Annotated in this window: 17 protein-coding genes and 1 pseudogene; 1 reads left to right on the forward strand and 17 read right to left on the reverse strand. The window is 29.4% G+C overall.

Annotated elements, in window-relative coordinates; genetic code table 11:
- Positions 1-84: 84 nt before the first annotated feature.
- From BV55_RS0112350 to BV55_RS0112420, 15 genes and pseudogenes are all read right to left on the reverse strand, one after another.
- Positions 85-2,184 carry a DEAD/DEAH box helicase gene (locus BV55_RS0112350; RefSeq protein WP_029453122.1) on the reverse strand — a complete coding sequence of 700 codons (2,100 nt, stop codon included), beginning with the start codon at positions 2,182-2,184 and terminating at the stop codon, positions 85-87.
- Positions 2,184-3,512: a BREX system ATP-binding domain-containing protein gene (locus BV55_RS0112355; RefSeq protein ID WP_029453123.1), complete on the reverse strand. Its 1,329-nt coding sequence runs from the start codon at positions 3,510-3,512 to the stop codon at positions 2,184-2,186. Before BV55_RS0112355 ends, BV55_RS0112350 begins: the two co-directional genes overlap by 1 nt.
- Complete coding sequence (locus BV55_RS15170) at positions 3,502-5,601, reverse strand: tellurite resistance TerB C-terminal domain-containing protein (protein ID WP_051652501.1); 2,100 nt, start codon at positions 5,599-5,601, stop codon at positions 3,502-3,504. The genes BV55_RS0112355 and BV55_RS15170 overlap by 11 nt, the downstream gene beginning before the upstream one ends.
- 594 nt (positions 5,602-6,195) lie before the next feature.
- Positions 6,196-7,641 (reverse strand): MBL fold metallo-hydrolase, encoded by a 1,446-nt coding sequence (locus BV55_RS15430; RefSeq protein ID WP_084170563.1) that lies wholly within the window; start codon positions 7,639-7,641, stop codon positions 6,196-6,198.
- 446 nt (positions 7,642-8,087) lie between these two features.
- Entirely contained in the window at positions 8,088-8,855 is a 768-nt protein-coding gene (locus BV55_RS0112370) for a copper homeostasis protein CutC (RefSeq protein ID WP_341349707.1), read from the reverse strand.
- A complete protein-coding gene (locus tag BV55_RS0112375) occupies positions 8,842-9,957 on the reverse strand; it encodes a Sapep family Mn(2+)-dependent dipeptidase (protein ID WP_029453127.1) in 1,116 nt (371 codons plus the stop codon). Before BV55_RS0112375 ends, BV55_RS0112370 begins: the two co-directional genes overlap by 14 nt.
- A gap of 8 nt (positions 9,958-9,965) precedes the next feature.
- Entirely contained in the window at positions 9,966-10,922 is a 957-nt protein-coding gene (locus tag BV55_RS0112380) for a glycosylasparaginase (protein ID WP_029453128.1), read from the reverse strand.
- A gap of 205 nt (positions 10,923-11,127) precedes the next feature.
- Positions 11,128-11,655: a GrdB-related putative oxidoreductase gene (locus tag BV55_RS0112385; RefSeq protein ID WP_341349708.1), complete on the reverse strand. Its 528-nt coding sequence runs from the start codon at positions 11,653-11,655 to the stop codon at positions 11,128-11,130.
- A gap of 13 nt (positions 11,656-11,668) precedes the next feature.
- Positions 11,669-13,030, reverse strand: a complete 1,362-nt coding sequence (locus BV55_RS0112390) for a PTS sugar transporter subunit IIC (RefSeq protein ID WP_029453130.1) — start codon at positions 13,028-13,030, stop codon at positions 11,669-11,671.
- Between the two features lie 14 nt (positions 13,031-13,044).
- Positions 13,045-13,368, reverse strand: a complete 324-nt coding sequence (locus BV55_RS0112395; protein WP_029453131.1) for a PTS sugar transporter subunit IIB — start codon at positions 13,366-13,368, stop codon at positions 13,045-13,047.
- Positions 13,369-13,433: 65 nt separating this feature from the next.
- Positions 13,434-13,751, reverse strand: a complete 318-nt coding sequence (locus BV55_RS0112400) for a PTS sugar transporter subunit IIA (protein ID WP_341349714.1) — start codon at positions 13,749-13,751, stop codon at positions 13,434-13,436.
- Between the two features lie 92 nt (positions 13,752-13,843).
- Complete coding sequence (locus BV55_RS0112405; RefSeq protein ID WP_029453133.1) at positions 13,844-14,422, reverse strand: RDD family protein; 579 nt, start codon at positions 14,420-14,422, stop codon at positions 13,844-13,846.
- 62 nt (positions 14,423-14,484) lie between these two features.
- Complete coding sequence (locus BV55_RS0112410; RefSeq protein WP_278246648.1) at positions 14,485-15,438, reverse strand: PTS sugar transporter subunit IIA; 954 nt, start codon at positions 15,436-15,438, stop codon at positions 14,485-14,487.
- Positions 15,439-16,159: 721 nt separating this feature from the next.
- Positions 16,160-17,137, reverse strand: a complete 978-nt coding sequence (locus BV55_RS0112415; protein WP_051652503.1) for a BglG family transcription antiterminator — start codon at positions 17,135-17,137, stop codon at positions 16,160-16,162.
- 483 nt (positions 17,138-17,620) lie between these two features.
- Positions 17,621-17,905: pseudogene (locus BV55_RS0112420) on the reverse strand (FAD-dependent oxidoreductase); the annotation flags it as partial.
- A gap of 87 nt (positions 17,906-17,992) precedes the next feature.
- Here BV55_RS0112420 and BV55_RS0112425 point away from each other — a divergent pair.
- A complete protein-coding gene (locus BV55_RS0112425; protein WP_029453137.1) occupies positions 17,993-18,367 on the forward strand; it encodes a helix-turn-helix transcriptional regulator in 375 nt (124 codons plus the stop codon).
- 21 nt (positions 18,368-18,388) lie between these two features.
- Here the strand turns inward: BV55_RS0112425 and BV55_RS0112430 are convergent, their stop codons facing one another.
- A complete protein-coding gene (locus BV55_RS0112430) occupies positions 18,389-18,568 on the reverse strand; it encodes a hypothetical protein (RefSeq protein ID WP_029453138.1) in 180 nt (59 codons plus the stop codon).
- A gap of 599 nt (positions 18,569-19,167) precedes the next feature.
- Complete coding sequence (locus tag BV55_RS0112435; protein ID WP_029453139.1) at positions 19,168-19,632, reverse strand: hypothetical protein; 465 nt, start codon at positions 19,630-19,632, stop codon at positions 19,168-19,170.
- Positions 19,633-20,342: the final 710 nt, after the last annotated feature.

Genomic DNA, 20,342 nt, shown 5'->3' on the forward strand with positions numbered 1-20,342 from the left:
TTATCCTTCTCAATTAATCAACGTCATCATCAACAATTAAGATTTTAATTTCATCTCTTAAATCCCTTGCATATATCATTCCTCTTATAAAATTCCTAAATATGCTTTTGTTCCTTCTAAACCTAATTTGTTCTTAATAATATATTTGATTTTTAAATCATCTGGTAATAAGTTTCTATATTTATTATCGTATAAATATAGCTCTACTATTTCTGGACTATCTTTTAAATATCTAAATATTACTTCTTCATTAAAACTTCTTTCTATTACCCTATTTATATCTTCCTTTATATTACACCCACTTATAAAAGTCGTCCTATCATCTAGTTTGTAATTTCCACCTTTCCCTAAGATATTAAGTAAAAGTTGCAAAGTTCTATTTATCTTTGTACTTTGAAATGTCCTAAGTCCAATTTTATCATTCTCTTCTGTCCATTGAAATTTTTCATATCTTAAATTTTCTTTAGAAAGTTTTAATAAAACTTTTTTTATATTATCGCTATAATCGATCCAATAACTTCGATCTTCTAATATAGTTTTCATTCTAGATCTTATTTCATTGGTTATGTTCCCACTCCCCCCTGAAAACATAGGTGGATTACCATCTACAGCTCTCGTTACATATATCTTTTTACTCACTAATTCTATATCTTTTATCTTCCAAATCTGGGCTGACAAAAATATATTTTCTCCTATTTGTACACTAGGTGATAGAGGAATCTCTCCTATTTTTTTATAATCATTGTAAAGAGAAAAATTATTTTCTGTTTCAAAATGAGCAAAAAAATCACTTCCCTTTAGTAGTCTTTCTGTTTCTAAACCTGTTATAGCTTCTGTTTCTAATAGCTCTATATAATTTCTTTCTATCAAATATCCTAATAATTCTAAGTACTCATCATCTTCTATACCATACCAGCATTTAAAATTCTTATTTATATCTTTTACATCTTCAAAGGGCATCCCTGTATTTTCTAAAAGAATAGATATTATTTGATGAGCAAAAACATCATAAGGCTTTATTATAGGATCAAACCTATCTATCACACCATCTTCATAAAGAGATATTGCCGCTAATCCTTGCAATAAAGACCACTCATCTGTAGCTATAAAATGTAATATATTTTCTCTTGTAGTCCTACCACTTCTTCCTAGTCTCTGCCCCAAACTTGCTACAGAATGTGGAGCATTATATTGAACTATACTATCTACTGAGCCTATATCTATTCCCAATTCCAAAGTAGATGTGCAACATATAGTGAATAATTCTCCTTTACTACCTTTTGCGAATTTCTCTGCTGTTAATCGCATATCCTTACTCACAGAAGAATGGTGAGCAAAATATCTAGTATCAGAACCTCTCTTCTTTCCTAGTCGACTAAGACCTACAGCCAATCTTTCTACTTCACCTCTTGAATTTGGAAATACTAACATAGATTCTCTTTGAGAATAGTCATAAATTTCTTCTAATGCTTCTTTTGAGTCTTTCTTTATATTTGATTCATAGTAACTTTTAGTAGCTTCCAAAAAGTTCTTGTTACTATCTAATAATACATCTGTCACTCTATCACTTATAAAAAAGTTTTTTACTTCTTTATAATCTTCTCTATTTAAAGTAGCCGACATACCTATAAATCTAGGATCCTTTTCCATGTATACTTTTATTCTTTCTATAAGAGATCTTAATTGTACCCCTCTATTATTTTCTAGAAAGCCGTGTATCTCATCTACTATTATCCATTCTGTTCCCTTAAATAACTCTTTTGCTTCTCCTGGTCTTAACGCTAACATGGCTTCTATAGACTCTGGAGTTATCAAAAGTATTCCCCTAGGTTGCTTCAATAGTTTGTTCTTATCCGTTCTAGATGCTTCTCCATGCCAACTTGTTACAGGTATATCTATATAATCGCACAGTTTTAATATTCTCTTAAATTGATCATTTATAAGGGCTATTAAAGGAGATATATAAATAATTTTAAGGCCGGAATTCCAATCCTTTATAGAATTTATCGCTGGCAAAAACGCCGCTTCTGTTTTACCAGAAGCAGTAGGCGCTGCTAATATTAAATTATGGTCTGTATTAGAAATACGTTTTATTGAGGCTTCTTGTATACCTCTCAAAGCATCCCAACCTTCATCATATATATATCTACGTATTTCTCTTTGTAATAAGTTAAAACTACTCATTATAAAACCTCTATTTCATCATCTTTATCATCTTCATCCTTAGTTATAGGCATAGGTTCTCTACCAAACTTTATATGAATTATATTATCAATACTCTCATTTGAATTTTGTCTTATTAAATCCAGAATTTCCAGATAATCTTTGATTACTGCACGCGGAGTCAAAAATTCATCTGATCCAGGTCTATTCAATTCCTCTTCCATATACATCTTTATATGTTCTGTTGTCATAGATATCTCTTGTCTATAATGAATATTATGTATATTGTTTAAGTTTTCTAGTAATGTATATATCTCTTCTACGCTTAAAGGTTTTAATAGTAGAACAGTTCTATTCGTATTTAGTAATTTTGAATCTATACCCTCTTCTGTTCCTAACCTTCCTTTTAATGCTCCATAGCTAGACATACCACGATACTCGTCAAATATAGTTTTTCTTGTTGCTCCAAAATTCACATACAGCCCTCTTGCTATATTGGATTTACATTCATTAAATATATTTAACACTCTTTCATAATTCCTTTCTCTAGTTCTAGCCAGAGGTAACTTATATAAATTAACAGCTTCATCAAAATTCACTACAAAACCCGAATATCCTATATCCGAAAATAGTTCTGCTAAGTTTTTAATAGCATCATACCAGTTATCATCATTTATTATCTTTTCAATTCCCAACTCTCTTTTAGCCTCAGTTTTAGTATCTATATCTCCACGAATCCATCTTAAAGCCTTTAACCTCAATACTCTATTATCCCCTACTACTCCTTCATAATATTTTGCAATAGCTTCTCCTAATTCATAAGAGAGACCAACTGAGTTAAAAGAACTAGTAACGTTTAATATCTCTTTCTCTATAAGTTCTTTATTATCTAAGGTCAATAACTCAGCCATAGATATATTATCTCTTTCAGAAACATTTATAATAATTCTATTTATCCATTCTTCTAATATCGTATCTATAGCATTACCAACTTGGGAAGTTTGCACAATTATATTATCTACTATCTCACTATACAAAGCTCTAGCCTTTCCATCAGAAGCATAAAACCTTCTTGTAGGAGTTAAATCCACTGTAGAAACAACAAAGTTCTTCTGTACAGCAATAGACTCTATAGTTCTAAGCATAAAACTCTTACCACTACCAAAATCTCCTACCCAGAATCTTATATCACTTCCACCTTCAATTATAGAATCTAAAATAGAAATAACTTCTTGAACTTCTTCATTTCTTCCTACCAATAGATGTTGAATTCCCCTCCTAGGTACTATTCCTCCTTCCAAAGCCTTTATAATATTGTCTGCTTCCTTTGGGTTAACTCTATTCTTCATTAATTACCAACTCCTTTACCATATCTACATAAAAATCATCTATCTTTATATAATTACCTTCAATTATAATCGTCTGATCCTGAATATATTCATAAAGCTTTTGATTTACATCACTTATAAAAGCATTTAGTAAGGTACCATTATCCATAGCTATTTTTTTACCCTCTTCTACATTTATAGAACCTTTATCTAATACTAGTTTCAAAAACTCTGCATATTTAAATTCCAATTTTTCATCATCTTTTCCTTCTATAATTTTTTCTACAACATCTATTTTTGGAGCCTCTTCTTCATCTCCTATATATTCCTTAATTATATCTACTGTTTCATTAAGTTCTTTCTTTGAATCTTTTACTTTATCCATATCTAGTTCTATCTTCTTTCTAATTGGCTTTTTTAACTCTAATAATCTATCCAAAAGCTCTAATGACAACACCTCTTTAAATTGAACTATACTTTTATATACTGAGATATTACTTGAATGAATAATATACTCAAGTAATTTAATATTTTTTTGATTTAAGTTTTCTTCCTTCCCTATTCCATACAAGCATAGCAATAATAGTTTTTCATCATTTGTCTTCTCAATGATTTCCTTTGCCATTCTTATAAAATTTTCATCTTCACTATAATCAATTAACTTATCTATTCTCTTATAATCATCCTCAATTAATACCTCCTCTACTTTAAGTCTCCAATCATTAGAGTCATTCTCCAACATCTCCTTTAGTATCCCTTTTAAATTTTCATCTGTCATATTATTCTTGTATTCTATAGTCTTATTATTTATATCTTCTACAAGTTCGCTTGGTAAATATTTGTTGATATTATTCTTTTCCTTGCTCAAATTTAAAATCTGTGTATTTGGCATGACTTCTCTTATTTCATTCTCCGAGACTTTTATTAAAGAAGCTAAGATATTTCCATTTTCATAATCTGCAAAATACTCATATCCTCCTTTTTTTATCTTTTCTAAAATATCTTTATTATTATGTTTCCATTCTAAATCTTTTTTAAAACTGTTCAATATAGTCTTCCATATCTCTAAATATAACTCTATAATTTCTTTTTTTACTTTATATAGTTCCCATACTTTAGTACTTCTTAAAGGTGTTGCTCTTAGAATATTTAACTCATCTTTGTTAAATTCTCTCTCTAACCTAAGGTTTCCATCTTTATCCCACCACTCTATTGGTAATCCAGTTTCTGTTAAATTGAAATATTTAAGTGTTTCACTATTTGGAAATGATATATTTCCTTCTAATTCTTTAGCCTTATTAAATACTTTATCTTTTAGTTTATTCCCTAAATGTTCTTCCAACATTCTATAAGAAGACTCTTGATTATAATAATTATAATTTCCACTATAAGTTTTGGTTACATGACCTTCTGATATACAATAAATTGTATAAAAAATATTATTATAATATCCATTATCTATTTCTATTCTTCTTGCTTCCTTATTTAGAGAACTGCTACCACTTTTCAATTCCTTATCTATAAAGTTGCACAGGTTTTCATATAGGTTTAGAGATTCTTCCTTTACTTGATATACTTTCATTATACTTTTGTCATAAGATATATTTAGTTTTTTAATCCAATTGCCTTTAAATATATTACCAGATTCATTTTCCTTAATTATCTTACTAGGCTCTATTTTAGATATTTCAATTATTTCTAGTTCATCTTCATCTTCTTTTTCACTTGTTTTAACTTTTTCATCTTTTATCTTTATCCTATCCTTTTCTCCATAACTTACACTTTCCAATTCTTCTATCCTTCTATCCTTTTTAGTTTTAATATTTGTAATTTTCTCTTTAAATAAAACTAAACCTCTAACTATATAAACCATTCCCTCTATAATAGATATAAACACTAAAATAACTACTAGGTTCCCTTCACCAAATTCTAGAGAACCTATTGATATCATCAAAAAAATAAATCCTGTCAGTTTTCTTTTCAAATAAAATCTATGCACTCCAAACATTCCTAAAACAATTGATAATACTCCTGCTATAAAAGGTTTTTTATCAATTTCCTTAAATTCCATTGTGCTTATAAAATAACTTGTTCTTCTGTTACATTTCATAAATTATATGAACCTCCTCAAAAAATGGCATCTTAATATCTATAACTTTATCCTATTAAATTACAGCTATTTTAGATAACAACTCTTAGCCTTTCAATCTTCTCCACTTACGAATCTTACCTCAAAACGTCTTAAAAGGAGCTATAATATTAATATAAATTCATCTAGTGATAGGCCAAATTACTTTATCTCCTATCGACCTTCTATATCCTTGCCTAAATGAGCTATTTTCACTCTTCTTCCTACTAAAATTATACTCTAACGTATACATCCAATGCAACTTTTGATCTCAAAACTACCTTCATAAGGTATCTCTCTGTAGATAAAGAAAACTACAAAAAGATTAAAGGCATTAAGAAAGCGACATTTGTCATATGCCATCTTTTTACACATTTTCTAAGTTATCTATAAAGTATTCATGTACAAGAAAAGGCTACTGGCGTATAGCCAATAGCCAAATCCTGAACTGCACTATTACCGATAAAAGGTTAAAGGATGCAGGATATTCATTTTTCTTGGATTACTACAAAATTGTAAATGCACAAACTAAGAAACCATACGTATAGTGGTGTGAGAGGTGGGTAAATAAAATAATTATTTATCTCCTACTCGATTTCTAGATATTAAATTCCCTTTACTATCATAAAGTTCTGCAGTATCTCCACTATTGTTCCATATATAACCTGTTGTCCATTTTAAATAAGATAATCCGTCTTCCTTGGCATCTTTACCGCTTGTTATATAGACAGTAGAATTAGCCTTTAAAATAAAACTTGAAAATGCATAAGATTGATTTCCTTCTGTGCTTATAATTTTCCATCCTTTCATATCTACATCTTTTCCAGAATTATTTTTAATTTCTACTATTTCTTTCTCTAACTCTACTGATAGTATCTCTATTTCGCTTACTATTGGATCATTTTTAGCTGGATTAATATTAAAGGTTATTTTATTACCATCTGATTCTGCAACTATTGTGCCTTGCTTATCAGTTCTAAATATATCTGTATTATTATTTGCTAATTTATATAGTACTTCCTTATCAGGATGACCATAATTATTATCCTTACCTACAGATATAACAGCATATTTAGGATTTATAGCTTTTAAAAATTGATCTGTAGTAGATGTTTTACTTCCATGATGACCAACCTTTAAAACATCTGCAGATAAATCTAATTGCTTGGCCAATATTTCTCCTTCTGAAATAGATTCTGCATCTCCAGTAAATATAAATGATCTATTTCCATACTTTAACTTTGTAACTATTGAGTAATTATTTAGATTCTGATAACTATTGTTATTAGGAGCAATTATCTCTAATTGAGCAGCACCTAAACTTATCTTGTCCCCTGCATTAGGTGTTTTTATTTGTAAGTTCTTAGCTTTTAAAGATTTAATCATATTTTCAAAGGATTTTGTCGTAGATATTGCTTTAGGAGCTATAAATTCTCCTATTTCAAAACTATCTATAATATCTGCCATATTTCCAATATGATCTTCATGTGGATGTGTAGCTATCACATAATCTAGCTTAGATACCCCAGCCTCTTTTAAGTAACTTACAACCTTTTCCTTTGCAATACCTGGGCCAGCATCTATAAGAATATTTTTATCGTCTATTTGAATTAAAGTTGAATCTCCTTGCTCCACGTCTATGTAGTGTACCTTCAAGTTGCTATTTACAACTTCAAATTTTAATTGAGCACTTTCCTTTATTTTTTTGTTATCAGTAGATTTTAATTTATCATTTACTTTTAATGTATACTTACCTGATAAATATCCTTCATAAGGCGGAAGTACCTTTACAACATTATCCTCTGCCTGAAGAGTAACATTAACCATTTCTCCTTGGTCATTTTGCACAATGATATTATTTGTAATTGAAGTTTCATCTACAAAATCATTGAATTTAACACTAAATATCTTATCTTTATGCACCTTCATTGTAGGAAAATCTTTTGCTAATGCAGTCTTAGGAAAAAGGGTAAATACAAATATCAACAATGTAAATAGTAACCACTTATTATTTCTTTTCAAGATATCCCCTCCACAATTTCAAATTTATCTATATTGTAACAAAATGTTTACATTTATACAATATATATGACTTATTGTGCAAATAAAGCAGATATATTTTTTTGATGATTACTAGATCTTATCTGTTTAAATTATTATCTATATTGACTACAGCATCAAAAAACAGTATTTTTATATACCACATTTTTTCTAAATCATTTATAATTTTAGCCATTACATATAAGATATACATTTCAAAGATAACTTGATGTAATAATTTTGGTGTCCTAAGGCGTAGATTCCCATTAACATTTTCCCCATAATTGGAAATATAATCTGATAATTAGTTAAATCAAATTGAAAGATGAATTATTTTAAAAAAGGGGTGGTGCTAGTATATAATTATGGGAAAGCAAAATCAATCACTTTATCTATAAATAATGTTGCAATCAAAAAAACAAGGGCATTTATTTACGCTCTTGTTTATTAACAATTTCAACTAATTGTTTAACTAGTTTAGTGTCTACTATTTCATAGGCAAAGTCATCATTAGTATAAGCATAACTGATATTATTTTTAGTAGTTGTGTTATCTTTCAACCATGATTTACAAGAACTATGCACTTGTGTAATTTTGGTATCTTCCATAAATTGCTTCACATTTTTAGCATTGATTCCACTACCTGCTAAAATCTGGACTTTATCTCCAAATTCCTTTTGTAAATCTTTCAATAATGCTACTCCTTGAACAGCTTTATCCTCTAAGCCACTAGTTAGAATGCGATCCACGCCTAACTTGATTAAACTTCTCATTGTCTCATAGGGATCACTAACACAATCAAAAGCTCGATGGAATACCACTTCTTTTTCCTTTCCATATGATTTAATGATATCAATTATTTTTTTTGTCTGTGAAATATTTATATTACCTTTATCATTTAAGCATCCAAAAGCAATTCCATCAGCACCACGCTCTAACATACTCTTTACATCTAATACCATTGTTTCATAGTCTTGCTTTTCATAACAAAACCCTGCACCTCTAGGTCTTACCATACAAATAACTTTTAAATTTGTATTCTTTTTTGTCAAAACAAGACTTGCAATACTAGGAGTTAATCCCCCCATATATAAAGCACTATTTAACTCAACTCTATTTGCTTTTCCCTTATAAGCTTGCAAGCAATCATAATAACTTCCACAACATACTTCTACTATCTTATTAATAATTCTCACCTGCTAACTTTATAAAACTCAATGCGTAAATTCTGGTATTCATCATAATATCTTTAATGTCCATCCATTCGTTCGGATTGTGACCTATCCCTTTTTGACCTGGAAAACTCGGCCCAAATGGAACTATATTAGGCATTGCTTTCGCATAAGTACCACCTGTGGTAGTTACTGGTGTACCATCTAATCCAGTTATTTCTTCATAAGCTTCTTGAAGTTTTCTTACTAAAAAACAATCTTTTTCAAACTTAACAGGATTATAGTTATGAATTAATTCTAATGATAAAGATTCATGCATCTTTGACCTTACTTGTTCCGTGATTTCTAAAAAAGTAGCACTTGCTGGATAGCTCAAAGTAAAATCAAACACACACTTATCTTCCTCCATCTTTAATTCATATTCACGAATCTGCATCTTTCCAAATTCATCATCAGAGTAATCAATACCTAAACGGTCTCCGCTATCTTTGCTTTGTAAAAAATATTTAGTTACAAAATCAAAAAACTCATTTAAATTAATTTGCTTTGCTAATACTTTAAACTTAGCTCTTCCTCTTTCACCATAAACAACTGGATATTTACAATCTGGGGTCCAACCCATGATTGGTGGTTTTTCATGACTTAAATAATATTCAAGATCCTTCATTCCTGTTTCTTCATTGGTTCCAAATATAATTCTAATCGGTTTATTAAAAGTAACGTTACATTCTTTACATGCATATAAAGCATATAAACATGACATTATTGGTGCCTTATTGTCTAAAATCCCTCTTGAGTAAATTCTTCCATTCTTATTATATCCGCTAAAAGGAGGCTCAATCCATCCATCTCCTACTGGTACCACGTCTAAATGCCCCATAACCCCGATATAGTCATTTCCTTCACCCAATTGGACATAGCCTACATATCCATTCATATTTTTTGTTTTAAAACCAAGTTTTTCAGCAATTTCTAATACTTTTATTAAACAATCATTGACACCACTACCAAAAGGCATTCCTGATTCTGGCTTAGTTTCTATGCTATCGATTTTAACCACTTCAATAATGTCATAAATTATCTGATTTTCTAATTCATTTATTTTTTTTAAAATTTCTTCCTTCATTTTAAACCTCACTTTCTAACTAATGGTGCAGTTCTTGTCTCCATATAGTTATATAACCATTCCTTACTTGCAACTTCATGAATACATTTTTCATTTACCTTCTTCGTAATATATACAATGGGTTCCTGACTTTCTGTAGTTACTGTAAATGAAAATCCTTCAACATTCGTAGCAACTCCCCACTCACCCATATTATTCATAGCAATTAATGATAAGTCCCCTGCTATACCCCTTCTTTCTTTAAGCTCTGCATCTAAATTATTTACAGCAATTTCACAAGATTCTTGAGGGCTATGACCTTCTTTCATTAAACGAACAATTTCATAAGAAATACATCCCTTCATTAAGTCTTCTCCAAGTCCTGTTGCACTAGCCCCACCTACTTTAGAATCTACATAAAATCCCGAACCACAAATTGGAGAATCACCGACTCTTCCCTTTTTCTTCATAAATAACCCACTTGTTGAAGTAGCTGCAGTCATATCACCATTTTCATCAAGACATACCATGCCTACTGTGTCATGTCCACTATAAGGTTTTATATCTTGTTCTTTTATTTCTTTAAGACGGTTATAATAGTGAATCTTAGCACGGTTTGTTAACATATTTTTACGTTCAAACCCTTCTTTATGGGCAAACTTTTCTGCCCCTTCAGCCACTAATAAGTTATTTACCTTTTCTTTGCTTAAATGTCTTGCGATTCTAATTGGATTGGCGAAATCTTTGATAGCTCCAACTGCTCCAATATCAAAAGTGGTGCCATCCATATATGCAGCATCTAATTCTACTTCCATTTCATCATTAGGTAAACCACCATAACCTACAGACTTGTAAAATTCACAGTTTTCTACTTCTATTATTGCTGATTCAATAGCATCCCCTGAACATCCTTTGTTTTTTAATATTTCTCTTCCTTTTGTTATACCTTCAACTGACATTCGCCAAGTTGCAATCATTCCATACATATTAATTTTCTCCTTTATTTTAAAATATTATTTAAATTTCATATTTATTAACGTAACGAAAATTACCAAGCTTTTATGTAGCTAGCTTTTTTTATTGAAAATTTAAGTTTTTAGGAGATGCACTTGCATCTCCTTTTGTTTATATATTCTTTTTACTACTTTTGACTACTAAAATTATGCTTTAGCTCCAATTAACCTTTTACTATTAAAAGCAAATTCTATTTGTCAAAGATGTGGCATCCTCTTTAGAAACTAAAGCCTTTGCTAATTGACACATATTATCTAATGAGTCATTCAAACCTATCCCACCCTTTTTAGGAGTAATTACAATGTTTACTTTATCTTTATACTTAACAAGTGTTTCTTCATTTTCAATAGACATTGCTGCAAAAGCTGGAACGTTTGTGGTTTTATTAATATCACACGCAACTCTTGCTGCCATGATAGCATAATCAATAAAGTTAAAAGCAGGCCCACACATTACTACATCGGGTTGTAGTTTATTTACCATAGCACAAATCTTTCTAGAAACCTCATCAGCATTTGCTAAATAAGTACCATTGCCACAATAAATACTGGCAATTATTCTACCATCAATCTTTTTTAATGATGAATCCATCATTATTGCTGGACCTATGGGTTCCTTTTTAGCACTTAAGGGTACCATTTTATCATCTTTGGTGCCTGCACCAGCTTGAATTTGGTCATAAACCATTATAATTTTAATTGACATTTATATTCATCTCCTATAGGTCATCAAATGATAAATCATCTAAAGATATGTCTTCATCTTTGTTAACTGGGTTGTCTTCATCAATTAAGTACTGTTTATCCATAATCTTAATGAAAGGCATATAAATAAACACACCTAAAACCAATAATATAGCTTGAAGTACAGCACCAACCCAATTTGTAGATAAAAATCCTGAAATAATGATTGGCGTTGTCCAAGGAATATTAACACCATTACAAATTGGAACTAATCCGCCTTTCATTGCCAAATATGAAATAACAATATTCATTGTTGGAACTAACATAAATGGAATTAACATGGTTGGATTTAACACTATTGGTAAACCAAATAATATTGGTTCATTAATTCCAAAGATCCCTGGAATTATAGCTAATTTCCCAAGCTCTTTAATCCGTTTAGATTTACAGAAAAATAGCATAGCTATTAATAGTGATAGTGTAGATCCACATCCACCAAACGTAGCAAATAAATCTTGGAATTGTTGAGAAATAATATGTCCTTGTCCAATACCAGTCTTGAAGAATTCTAAGTTCTCAGCAGATAATGTTTGAAGAATAGGGTTATATACTGCACCTACTACAGATCCTCCGTTTACGCCAAAGAACCAAAATAAGTGCAAGAAAATATAGGCAATAACCATAGCACCTAATGTATCTCCTAAATTCATAAGTGGTAACTGTAAGAACTTAAATACAATAGTAAAAACATCGGTTTTAAAGAAGCCGAAAAATAAATTAATTGCAAAAAATACAACTATAACAAGGGCAGCAGGTATTAAAGCTTCAAATGATTGTACAACAGTTGGTGGAACACCAGCAGGCATTTTAATTACCCATCCTTTACGCTCAGCAAAGGCATATACATGAACCGATAAAAAGGCACAAATAATACCTATAAATATTCCTTTAGCCCCTATCCAACCAAGTGGAAGTCCTCCACTTAAGAAAACCTCAACTTTGTTTGTCATCCCTTCAACAGCAACGCTTCCTTTTACACCATAAGGCATAACTAGGAACCAGGACATTACAGATACAGCGGCTCCGAAAATAGGGTTTATTTTCATTTGCTTAGCAAATGAGTATCCAATGCCAATTACAGCAAATAGAGCCATAATCGAAAATGTTGCATCAGCAGGTTTTCCTAAATAAGCAGCTAATGTGGAACCATTGATTTCTACAGACTCTAACCAACTAGTCCACGCAGGTATTGGGAAGTTTGCAATTAACAAAAAGAATGATCCTACTATTAGTAAGGGTGTTGATATTAAAAAACCATCACGTATCGAAAGTAAATATTTATTTTTACCGATTACCTGAGCTAGTTCTGTTAAGACTTTTTCTAATTTTTTAAACATACCTTTCACCTCATTTATTTTTTTGTTTCTTTAATTAACTTTATTGCAGATTTCAAAACATTCATGCCTTTCATCATTCCATAATCACTACTATCTATAACAGCAATTGGAATGCCTTTCTCCCCGAAATCGTTTACTGTTTTTTCATATAAATACTTTACTTGCGGTCCAAGTAATATACAGTCAGGATGAAGTGTATCAATAATCATTTCTAATTGGGAAATAGGGTAAGCTTTTACTTCAATTGGTAATGAATGTTCATCAGCAACAGTCTGCATTTTACTTGCTAATATACTTGTAGACATTCCATTACCACAAAACAGATAAATTTTTTTCATCATATTCTCCTTTCTATAATATTTTCTAAGAATAATTCGTTTAATTATTCTTAAAAAATTAATTATTATTTATTTTCTAAAAAGGCAATACGTTCATAAGTTTCAATTAATTCGTCTGCCAAAATCTTGCAAGTTTCGACTGACATTAATTGATCTTCCGCATGTATTAATAATAAATCTGGAATCACTTGTTCACCCCCTGTTTCTTGTTGAATCAGTTTACCATGAACATTATGCCCTTCCACAAAGGCTGCTTCACCTTCCTTAATACAAGCTTTTGCTTTTTCAAACTCACCATTCTTAGCTTCTTTTATTGCTTGAATATAGCTACTTTTTGCAATACCTGCTTCAGATATAATCTGAAAACAAGCTAACTCTAACATTTCCACAATTTCCCCTCCTATCTTATATTTATATTATATACTTTTTAAACAACTATTAACTTTAAGCTTCCTTCCTACTATTAGGAAGGAATTTAAACACTCATTACTTTAGTATTAGATATTAAATCATGAATAGCTTTATGATCTTTTCTAAATATAACAAATATTGCCGATAATACACTAACCACAATACCTATATACGTTAGTGGCGTAACAAAATTAATATTACTTACTAGTGATAAAATTTGATGAAATAGATCACTTGGAAAAATCAGAGCTCCTTCTATTAAAAAGATACCAATAATTTGTCTTAAAAATAACTCTTTTAAACATACGTCATCACCATCTCTTTTAGCAATCTTAAAATGGCACCAGCGTTTTCCTAAAGTTTGTCCTTTCCAAATACATAGTGGCACAATCATATAATAAAATAATGCAAATAATAATCCTAATCCTCCCGCTAACATGGCATATTGTTTAGGATATTGAAATAGGTTCACATTTAAATTATCAGTATTTGTTACCTTCATATATATCATTACCATTGGTAAAGAAGTAAAAATAGATCCTAAATACCAATCAAGCATATATGCAACAAAACGTTTCCAAGATGGCACATCCGATAAAACTTTAACTTCACTTGTCTTAATCAATCTTTTTCCACTTTTCATTCTTTCACCTTATATAATGAACAGGTTTCATTATACTAATCCTTTCATAATATATTTCCGTGTTATTTTAAGACCTGTTCTATAAATTCTTTATAATTTTTAACTCCTAATAATTTGGTAAGTTGATTAGAATCTGAAATAACATTACTCAACCAATCAAAAAATATCCTTAGCACCTTTTGATTATCCTTATTAATAGAAAATAATATTACTAGTCTTACATCAAAGTCACCCCATCGAATTGATTTATCTAAAATTGCAATACTTAAAGCTGACTGAATTATAAAAAATTCATTAAGGCTATGTGGGATTGCAAATCCATAATCAAAGGAGGTTGCAGACATCATCTCTCTTTTTAATACACTATTTTCAAAAGCTCCTTCAACATATCCTTTTTCATATAAGTTATCACACATTATACTAATTAACTCACTAGGGGTATTTACATCAAGATGTGTATAAAAAAAATCTTCTTTAATAAGTTCAGATACTAGAAATTTAAAATCATCTTTATACCTGACCTTATCTAAATTGTTTAATGCTTGAAAAATTTTACTTTCATCTTCATAATTCACAAATAAAGAAACTTGTACTGTTGAAATAGATAAATTATGTTTTAATGGAAGTGTTGTTAAAATTAAATCAGGTTTTATATCAACAATTGATGTTTTTTCAAAAAAACTCATACATTCAATAATATCCATACGATCACCAAATCGATTTATTATCTTTTGTAGACATAAATTAGATAAAGCTTCATTTTGAGGATAAATAATAACTACTTTATATTTATAAGCTATATTTGCCCTTGCATATGCAGCTCCCAAATGTAAAGAAATAAACATAATTTCATTTTCACTTATATGAATGTGAATTCTTTCTTTTAATAGCTTACAAACTGTAATTCCCATCTCAAATATTAGTGGATATTTAAGTTTTACTTCTTGTAAATACATACTATCAATTCCATCATCTTCTATCTGACGCTCTATTAATGACATAATGTGTATTTCCAAACCATCTTTTAATTATAGGAATAGGTAAGAACTTGATGTTATCTCCTACTTTTCCCTTCCTCCACACCGTACGTGCGACTTTCACCGCATACGGCGTTCCATCAATGTTTATTAATAATCATTGACTTGTGGCTATCCCTCCATTTATTTTCACAAATATCAACAGTACTATGCCACTACTTTCACTGATATAAAAGCAAGTTATAATCGTAAATCTTTCCTTGCTACCATTTAATCAGAAGTAAGTCCTCTATGTTATCAGCTTACCACGTTCCAATAACTCTATCCTTTCATATACCCTTAAGTAATCCCTATGGGCCTGTATGTAAATTATTCACTAACTCTTACTGCCTATAACAGTATATGGACTTTTATAATAAAGACTTTTACTCATCCACACATACACTACAATTTTATAGTTGAAACATTTCTATTTCACCTGCATTTAGACCCTTTAATTCAGAATTTTGTCAGTCCTTATGGACATTCTTACCATAGATATTTTATAGACTCCCGGCCTATCTTACACTCAACCACCTCTGGTTTGCTTTTCCTAAAGTTTTCACTTCTTAGGGTGTAATCTCAGCCGACTTCACCGAGCTTATAACAAAGTCTTCCTTACATAATCCTTTGCTATTCGGAGTATCAGAGAAAGCCCTTCAAGGCGTTACCCTCTCATTTGACCTTTCAAGTTATTAGTTCTTAAACAATTTTAATCTGTTTAGGCAATATTTTTTATATTGCAACGTGTCGCACCTTTATCACAACAAAAATCAATATCAAATATTCTATTTATATCAACAAGTGTTTCTTCTATTAAATTAGGAATTGAATAATCAGTTTGATATTTTCTCACATCTTTGATGAAATTGCTGCCTTTTTTTCCTAATAATAATAAGGCTAGCAAAGAAATCTCATCTTGAACAATTTCAATTCTAATCTTGCTTTCTATTTTTTTGAAAAATGTTTGTGCAATTTTATATTCCTCACTATTTCTTAATTCTTCACTATCTTGATCACTCTTAATGAAATTATGTTTTATATTACGTTCTATTGCGATTCCAATTTGAATTAGAAGTATCGTAAAATCAAACCCATGAATACAATAATGATATTCTTTAAAAGTATCTTCTAAGATACCTTTTACCTCAATTAAATCAAATCCTTTATACAATGAAGCAATTTTATCTAAATTTAAAAAGTTTCCTTTTATCTCATTTTCCAATAGATCTTTATATAATTTACGTTTATCTTCTTCCGTTCCTGTTAAACAAATATAATTCTTGCTTCTTATAAGTTGTAAACTTTCGTATGCTCCAATAATCTTTTTGACCTTTTTAATATCACTATCAATGGAATACCCAGAAACAAATACTTTATCTTGCAATAATATTAAATTTATCTCCTTTTGTTGAAATAATAATTCTTTAATAATATAAATACATCGTTCTTCTGAAGTCTGTGGAATCATCTCACTTAATCCTATATCCAATCTTTGAAACTTGTCCTCATTTATTCGATATCCATGCCTTGTATTTGATTCAATTAACACATCTTCATAAAACGAATTAATATTGGCGACATCACTTCGAATAGTACGACATGATACCATTAATAATTTAGCTAATGCTTCACCAATAATCCAACCTTTGTCACCATGCATGAACATGATAATTTTTTCTTGTCTTTTATTTAACACCCTATTACCCCTCCTCACACATTAATCCAATCTAATCCCCTAGAATACATCTTTTATTGAAAGCATTAAAAAACTTATTTGTACCACATTTTATTTTTAATTATATATACTATCAACTTATATTATATACTAATATTATAAGTCATATCTTGAATACATTTCCTAGTGTTAGGAAATTAAAAATATGATCTGTTTAGCTGATAAATAAGGGTATTATGCTTATCCATCCCCTTGTTTATATAATAACTAAAGCGAATCCTCCCCTAACATTTAATTATTTTAAATTAACTATGCTTAGTTTGAATATAATTTTAGTAGGCATAAATAGAATAAAACGCTAGATACTAAATCAGCTAAAATAACAGCTATGGAAATAATTTACCATCATAATCCATGTATAAATCATATCTTCTTCATCTTAAGTATAAATAAATAAAAAGGCGAAGACTTTAATTCTTCACCTTTTTATATTATTAAACTAAGTTAAATTAGCTTATAGCTAAATATCCCATCTAAATTTAATTTCTTTATCTTATTTTGTATGCTTTCTATATCTGTAGTATAAAGATTGTTTTCTTTCATCCTATTAAAGTATTCTGCTCCTGCAAAGGTATATCTGTTCCTTCTACCTTCTTTAGTTGTCATCTTATAATTTGCATAGGCTATTATATCTCCTATAGCCGTACTTCTTGGTAAGATTAGCATAGGCATCCCAAGTCCATACTTAACAGCATTATATCCTGCTAAAGTACCTGTACAGATAGCTTCTGCTCGCCACAGCAATCTGCAACATTTTCACAACATCTGGTAATTAATTTTTATGATTCATTATATTCTATTCTAGACGAAAATACTTTGGGAAAAAGATTAAAGAAAGCTAGGCTTAAATTAGGCCTTTCAGAAAATCAGTTATCTATTAAATGTAATCTAAGTAGAGGAGCTATTGCTGGATATGAAAGTGATAGTATACATCCGTCTAAAAGGTCACTTATAAAACTTACTAAGTTTATTGATAAAGATTACTTATGTTTTGACGAATACTCAAGGTTCCTATTAAGCGATTATTCTAAAAGAATAAAAGAATGGAGAATTAGTAATGCTCTAACTTTAAGTGCTGCCTCCAAAGTCTTAGGTGTAAGTTCTAGCGCAATTGGAAGTTGGGAAAAAGGTGTCTACTCTGTAGATAAGGAAAATTACAAAAAGATTAAAGGCATTATTAAGAATCTTTAACATTAAAAAAAGCGACATTTTTTATATGCCGCTTTTTTCTACATTTTCTAAATCATCTATGATTTTATCTATTACATATAATGGATACATTTCAAAGAGAACTTGAGCTACTGATTTTACTGCTCTTTTTTGAAATTCTTCTTCATTTTCCTTAGTTGGATAATGCACAGTGACCTTTTTAATTTTTTTATGTGTAGCCAAGCTCTATTCCCCCTCCTAAAGTTACCCCTTCTAATCAAGTTATGTTAATAATCATTTAATTGTTCCTGGATAAATTATTATTATTGCAATCTTGATTTTGTTACTCTAGGGGAATAGATTCCCATTAACATATTTTCTCATAACATAGTACCTTTTTATCATATCATCACTTAATCCATAAATATGGTGTTTATTTAATATTAAGTTCAAGTTTAAATTGTAATTCTATCATATTTTTGTTTATGTGTTATCTACTAGCATAAAAAACACCCATAGATTTGATTTATCCAAATCTATGGGTGTTTCAATTACAAATAAAATCTTAGATACTATAAGAAAATTTAGAAAGTAAGTAACGGAGTTCAATCATTACTTACTTTCTAAATTTCATTATATAAACACTTGAAATCAAATGAATCCTAACTATATTATATCAGAGAACCTTAAAAATAGTCAATATAATAAAAATTGTATATTTCAAATAATGCCAATTTCAAATTCTACCATAAATATAAGCATTAATTATAATTGGACAATTATAAGGGTTAAAGTACAAAGAGTTGTATTAAAACAAAAATCCTAGTTAATTATTTTTAACATTAGTATTCATACTTTTTAATACTACTAAGAGCTTGTTCCGAAATAGGAATAATTTCTTTTTCGCAAATATAAGATATATAATTATTATATTGATTCATATACTTAGAATCTTCTTCTTTATCTATAAATCTCCATCTAAAGGCAATACTTTCTATGTATAAAGGAAATGATATTGGAAATAAAGAACCACCTGTTCTTTGATAAATCTGTATAATAGATGAATCGTGTTTTAATTTATTGTTTGCATACCTTAAGCCACTGAAAAATTTTTTATCATGTTTATCAATGTTTTCTTTTCCCACATATTTTTCAATACGGTCATAGTAGTCGAATATCCAATGTAAAAAGGTTCCAATACGATAATTCACTTCTTTTTTAAATTGATTGTTATTTAAATTGTTTTCCGCTACTATGATTACTGATTTCATTTCTTCGAAACTTTTATTTACAGCATATCGAAACATATATACCACCCTTTGTCTAAATATAATTTTTATACTTTATAACTAGTATAACAATCTTTCAGTAATAATACAGTAATTGTTAAAAACACAATGATTCAGAAATAAATTTTTTTCTGACATTTATAATGTAAAATAGGATGGTAAAAAGCTGAACTTTTGTCTTACAAGAGCAAAACATTTGCGTGAAAAAGCATAGCTACAGTATTTTCTAACTGAATCTACCCATCTATACATTATAACAAGAAATGATTTGAAATTAGCTTGTTTTACACCATTTTGAACTATCACCCTACACACATTATAACTACTTTAAATTTAGCGAAAATATTTATAATACAATTACTCAATTTTAGACTTGTTGGAAATTTGATCTGAATTTATGATATTTCAGACTTCATTTTTTACTAAAATATCTCTAGTTTACTTTTACTTAAGCTCCTATAGTTAATTATAATCTGTCCATAGCGTTGCTAAAGCCTTTTTTGTTTCAATTTTTAGTTTTATATGTTAATGTGTTTATAAAATAATTATGTTTTCAACTATTTTTTCGTTGCCTGGGACTAATTACAATCAGTTTTCAGTTATAAGTGTTATTAATATATTCATATATCATTTCCTTACACCTTTCAATGTAATTAACTCTATACTTTAGAATATTTTTCTCTATTTGTCGAATGATCTTTAGAGGAGATTACCATTTTATATAGAAC

It is taken from the genome of Clostridium algidicarnis, assembly GCF_000703125.1.
In the GTDB taxonomy this organism is placed as follows: domain Bacteria; phylum Bacillota; class Clostridia; order Clostridiales; family Clostridiaceae; genus Clostridium_L; species Clostridium_L algidicarnis.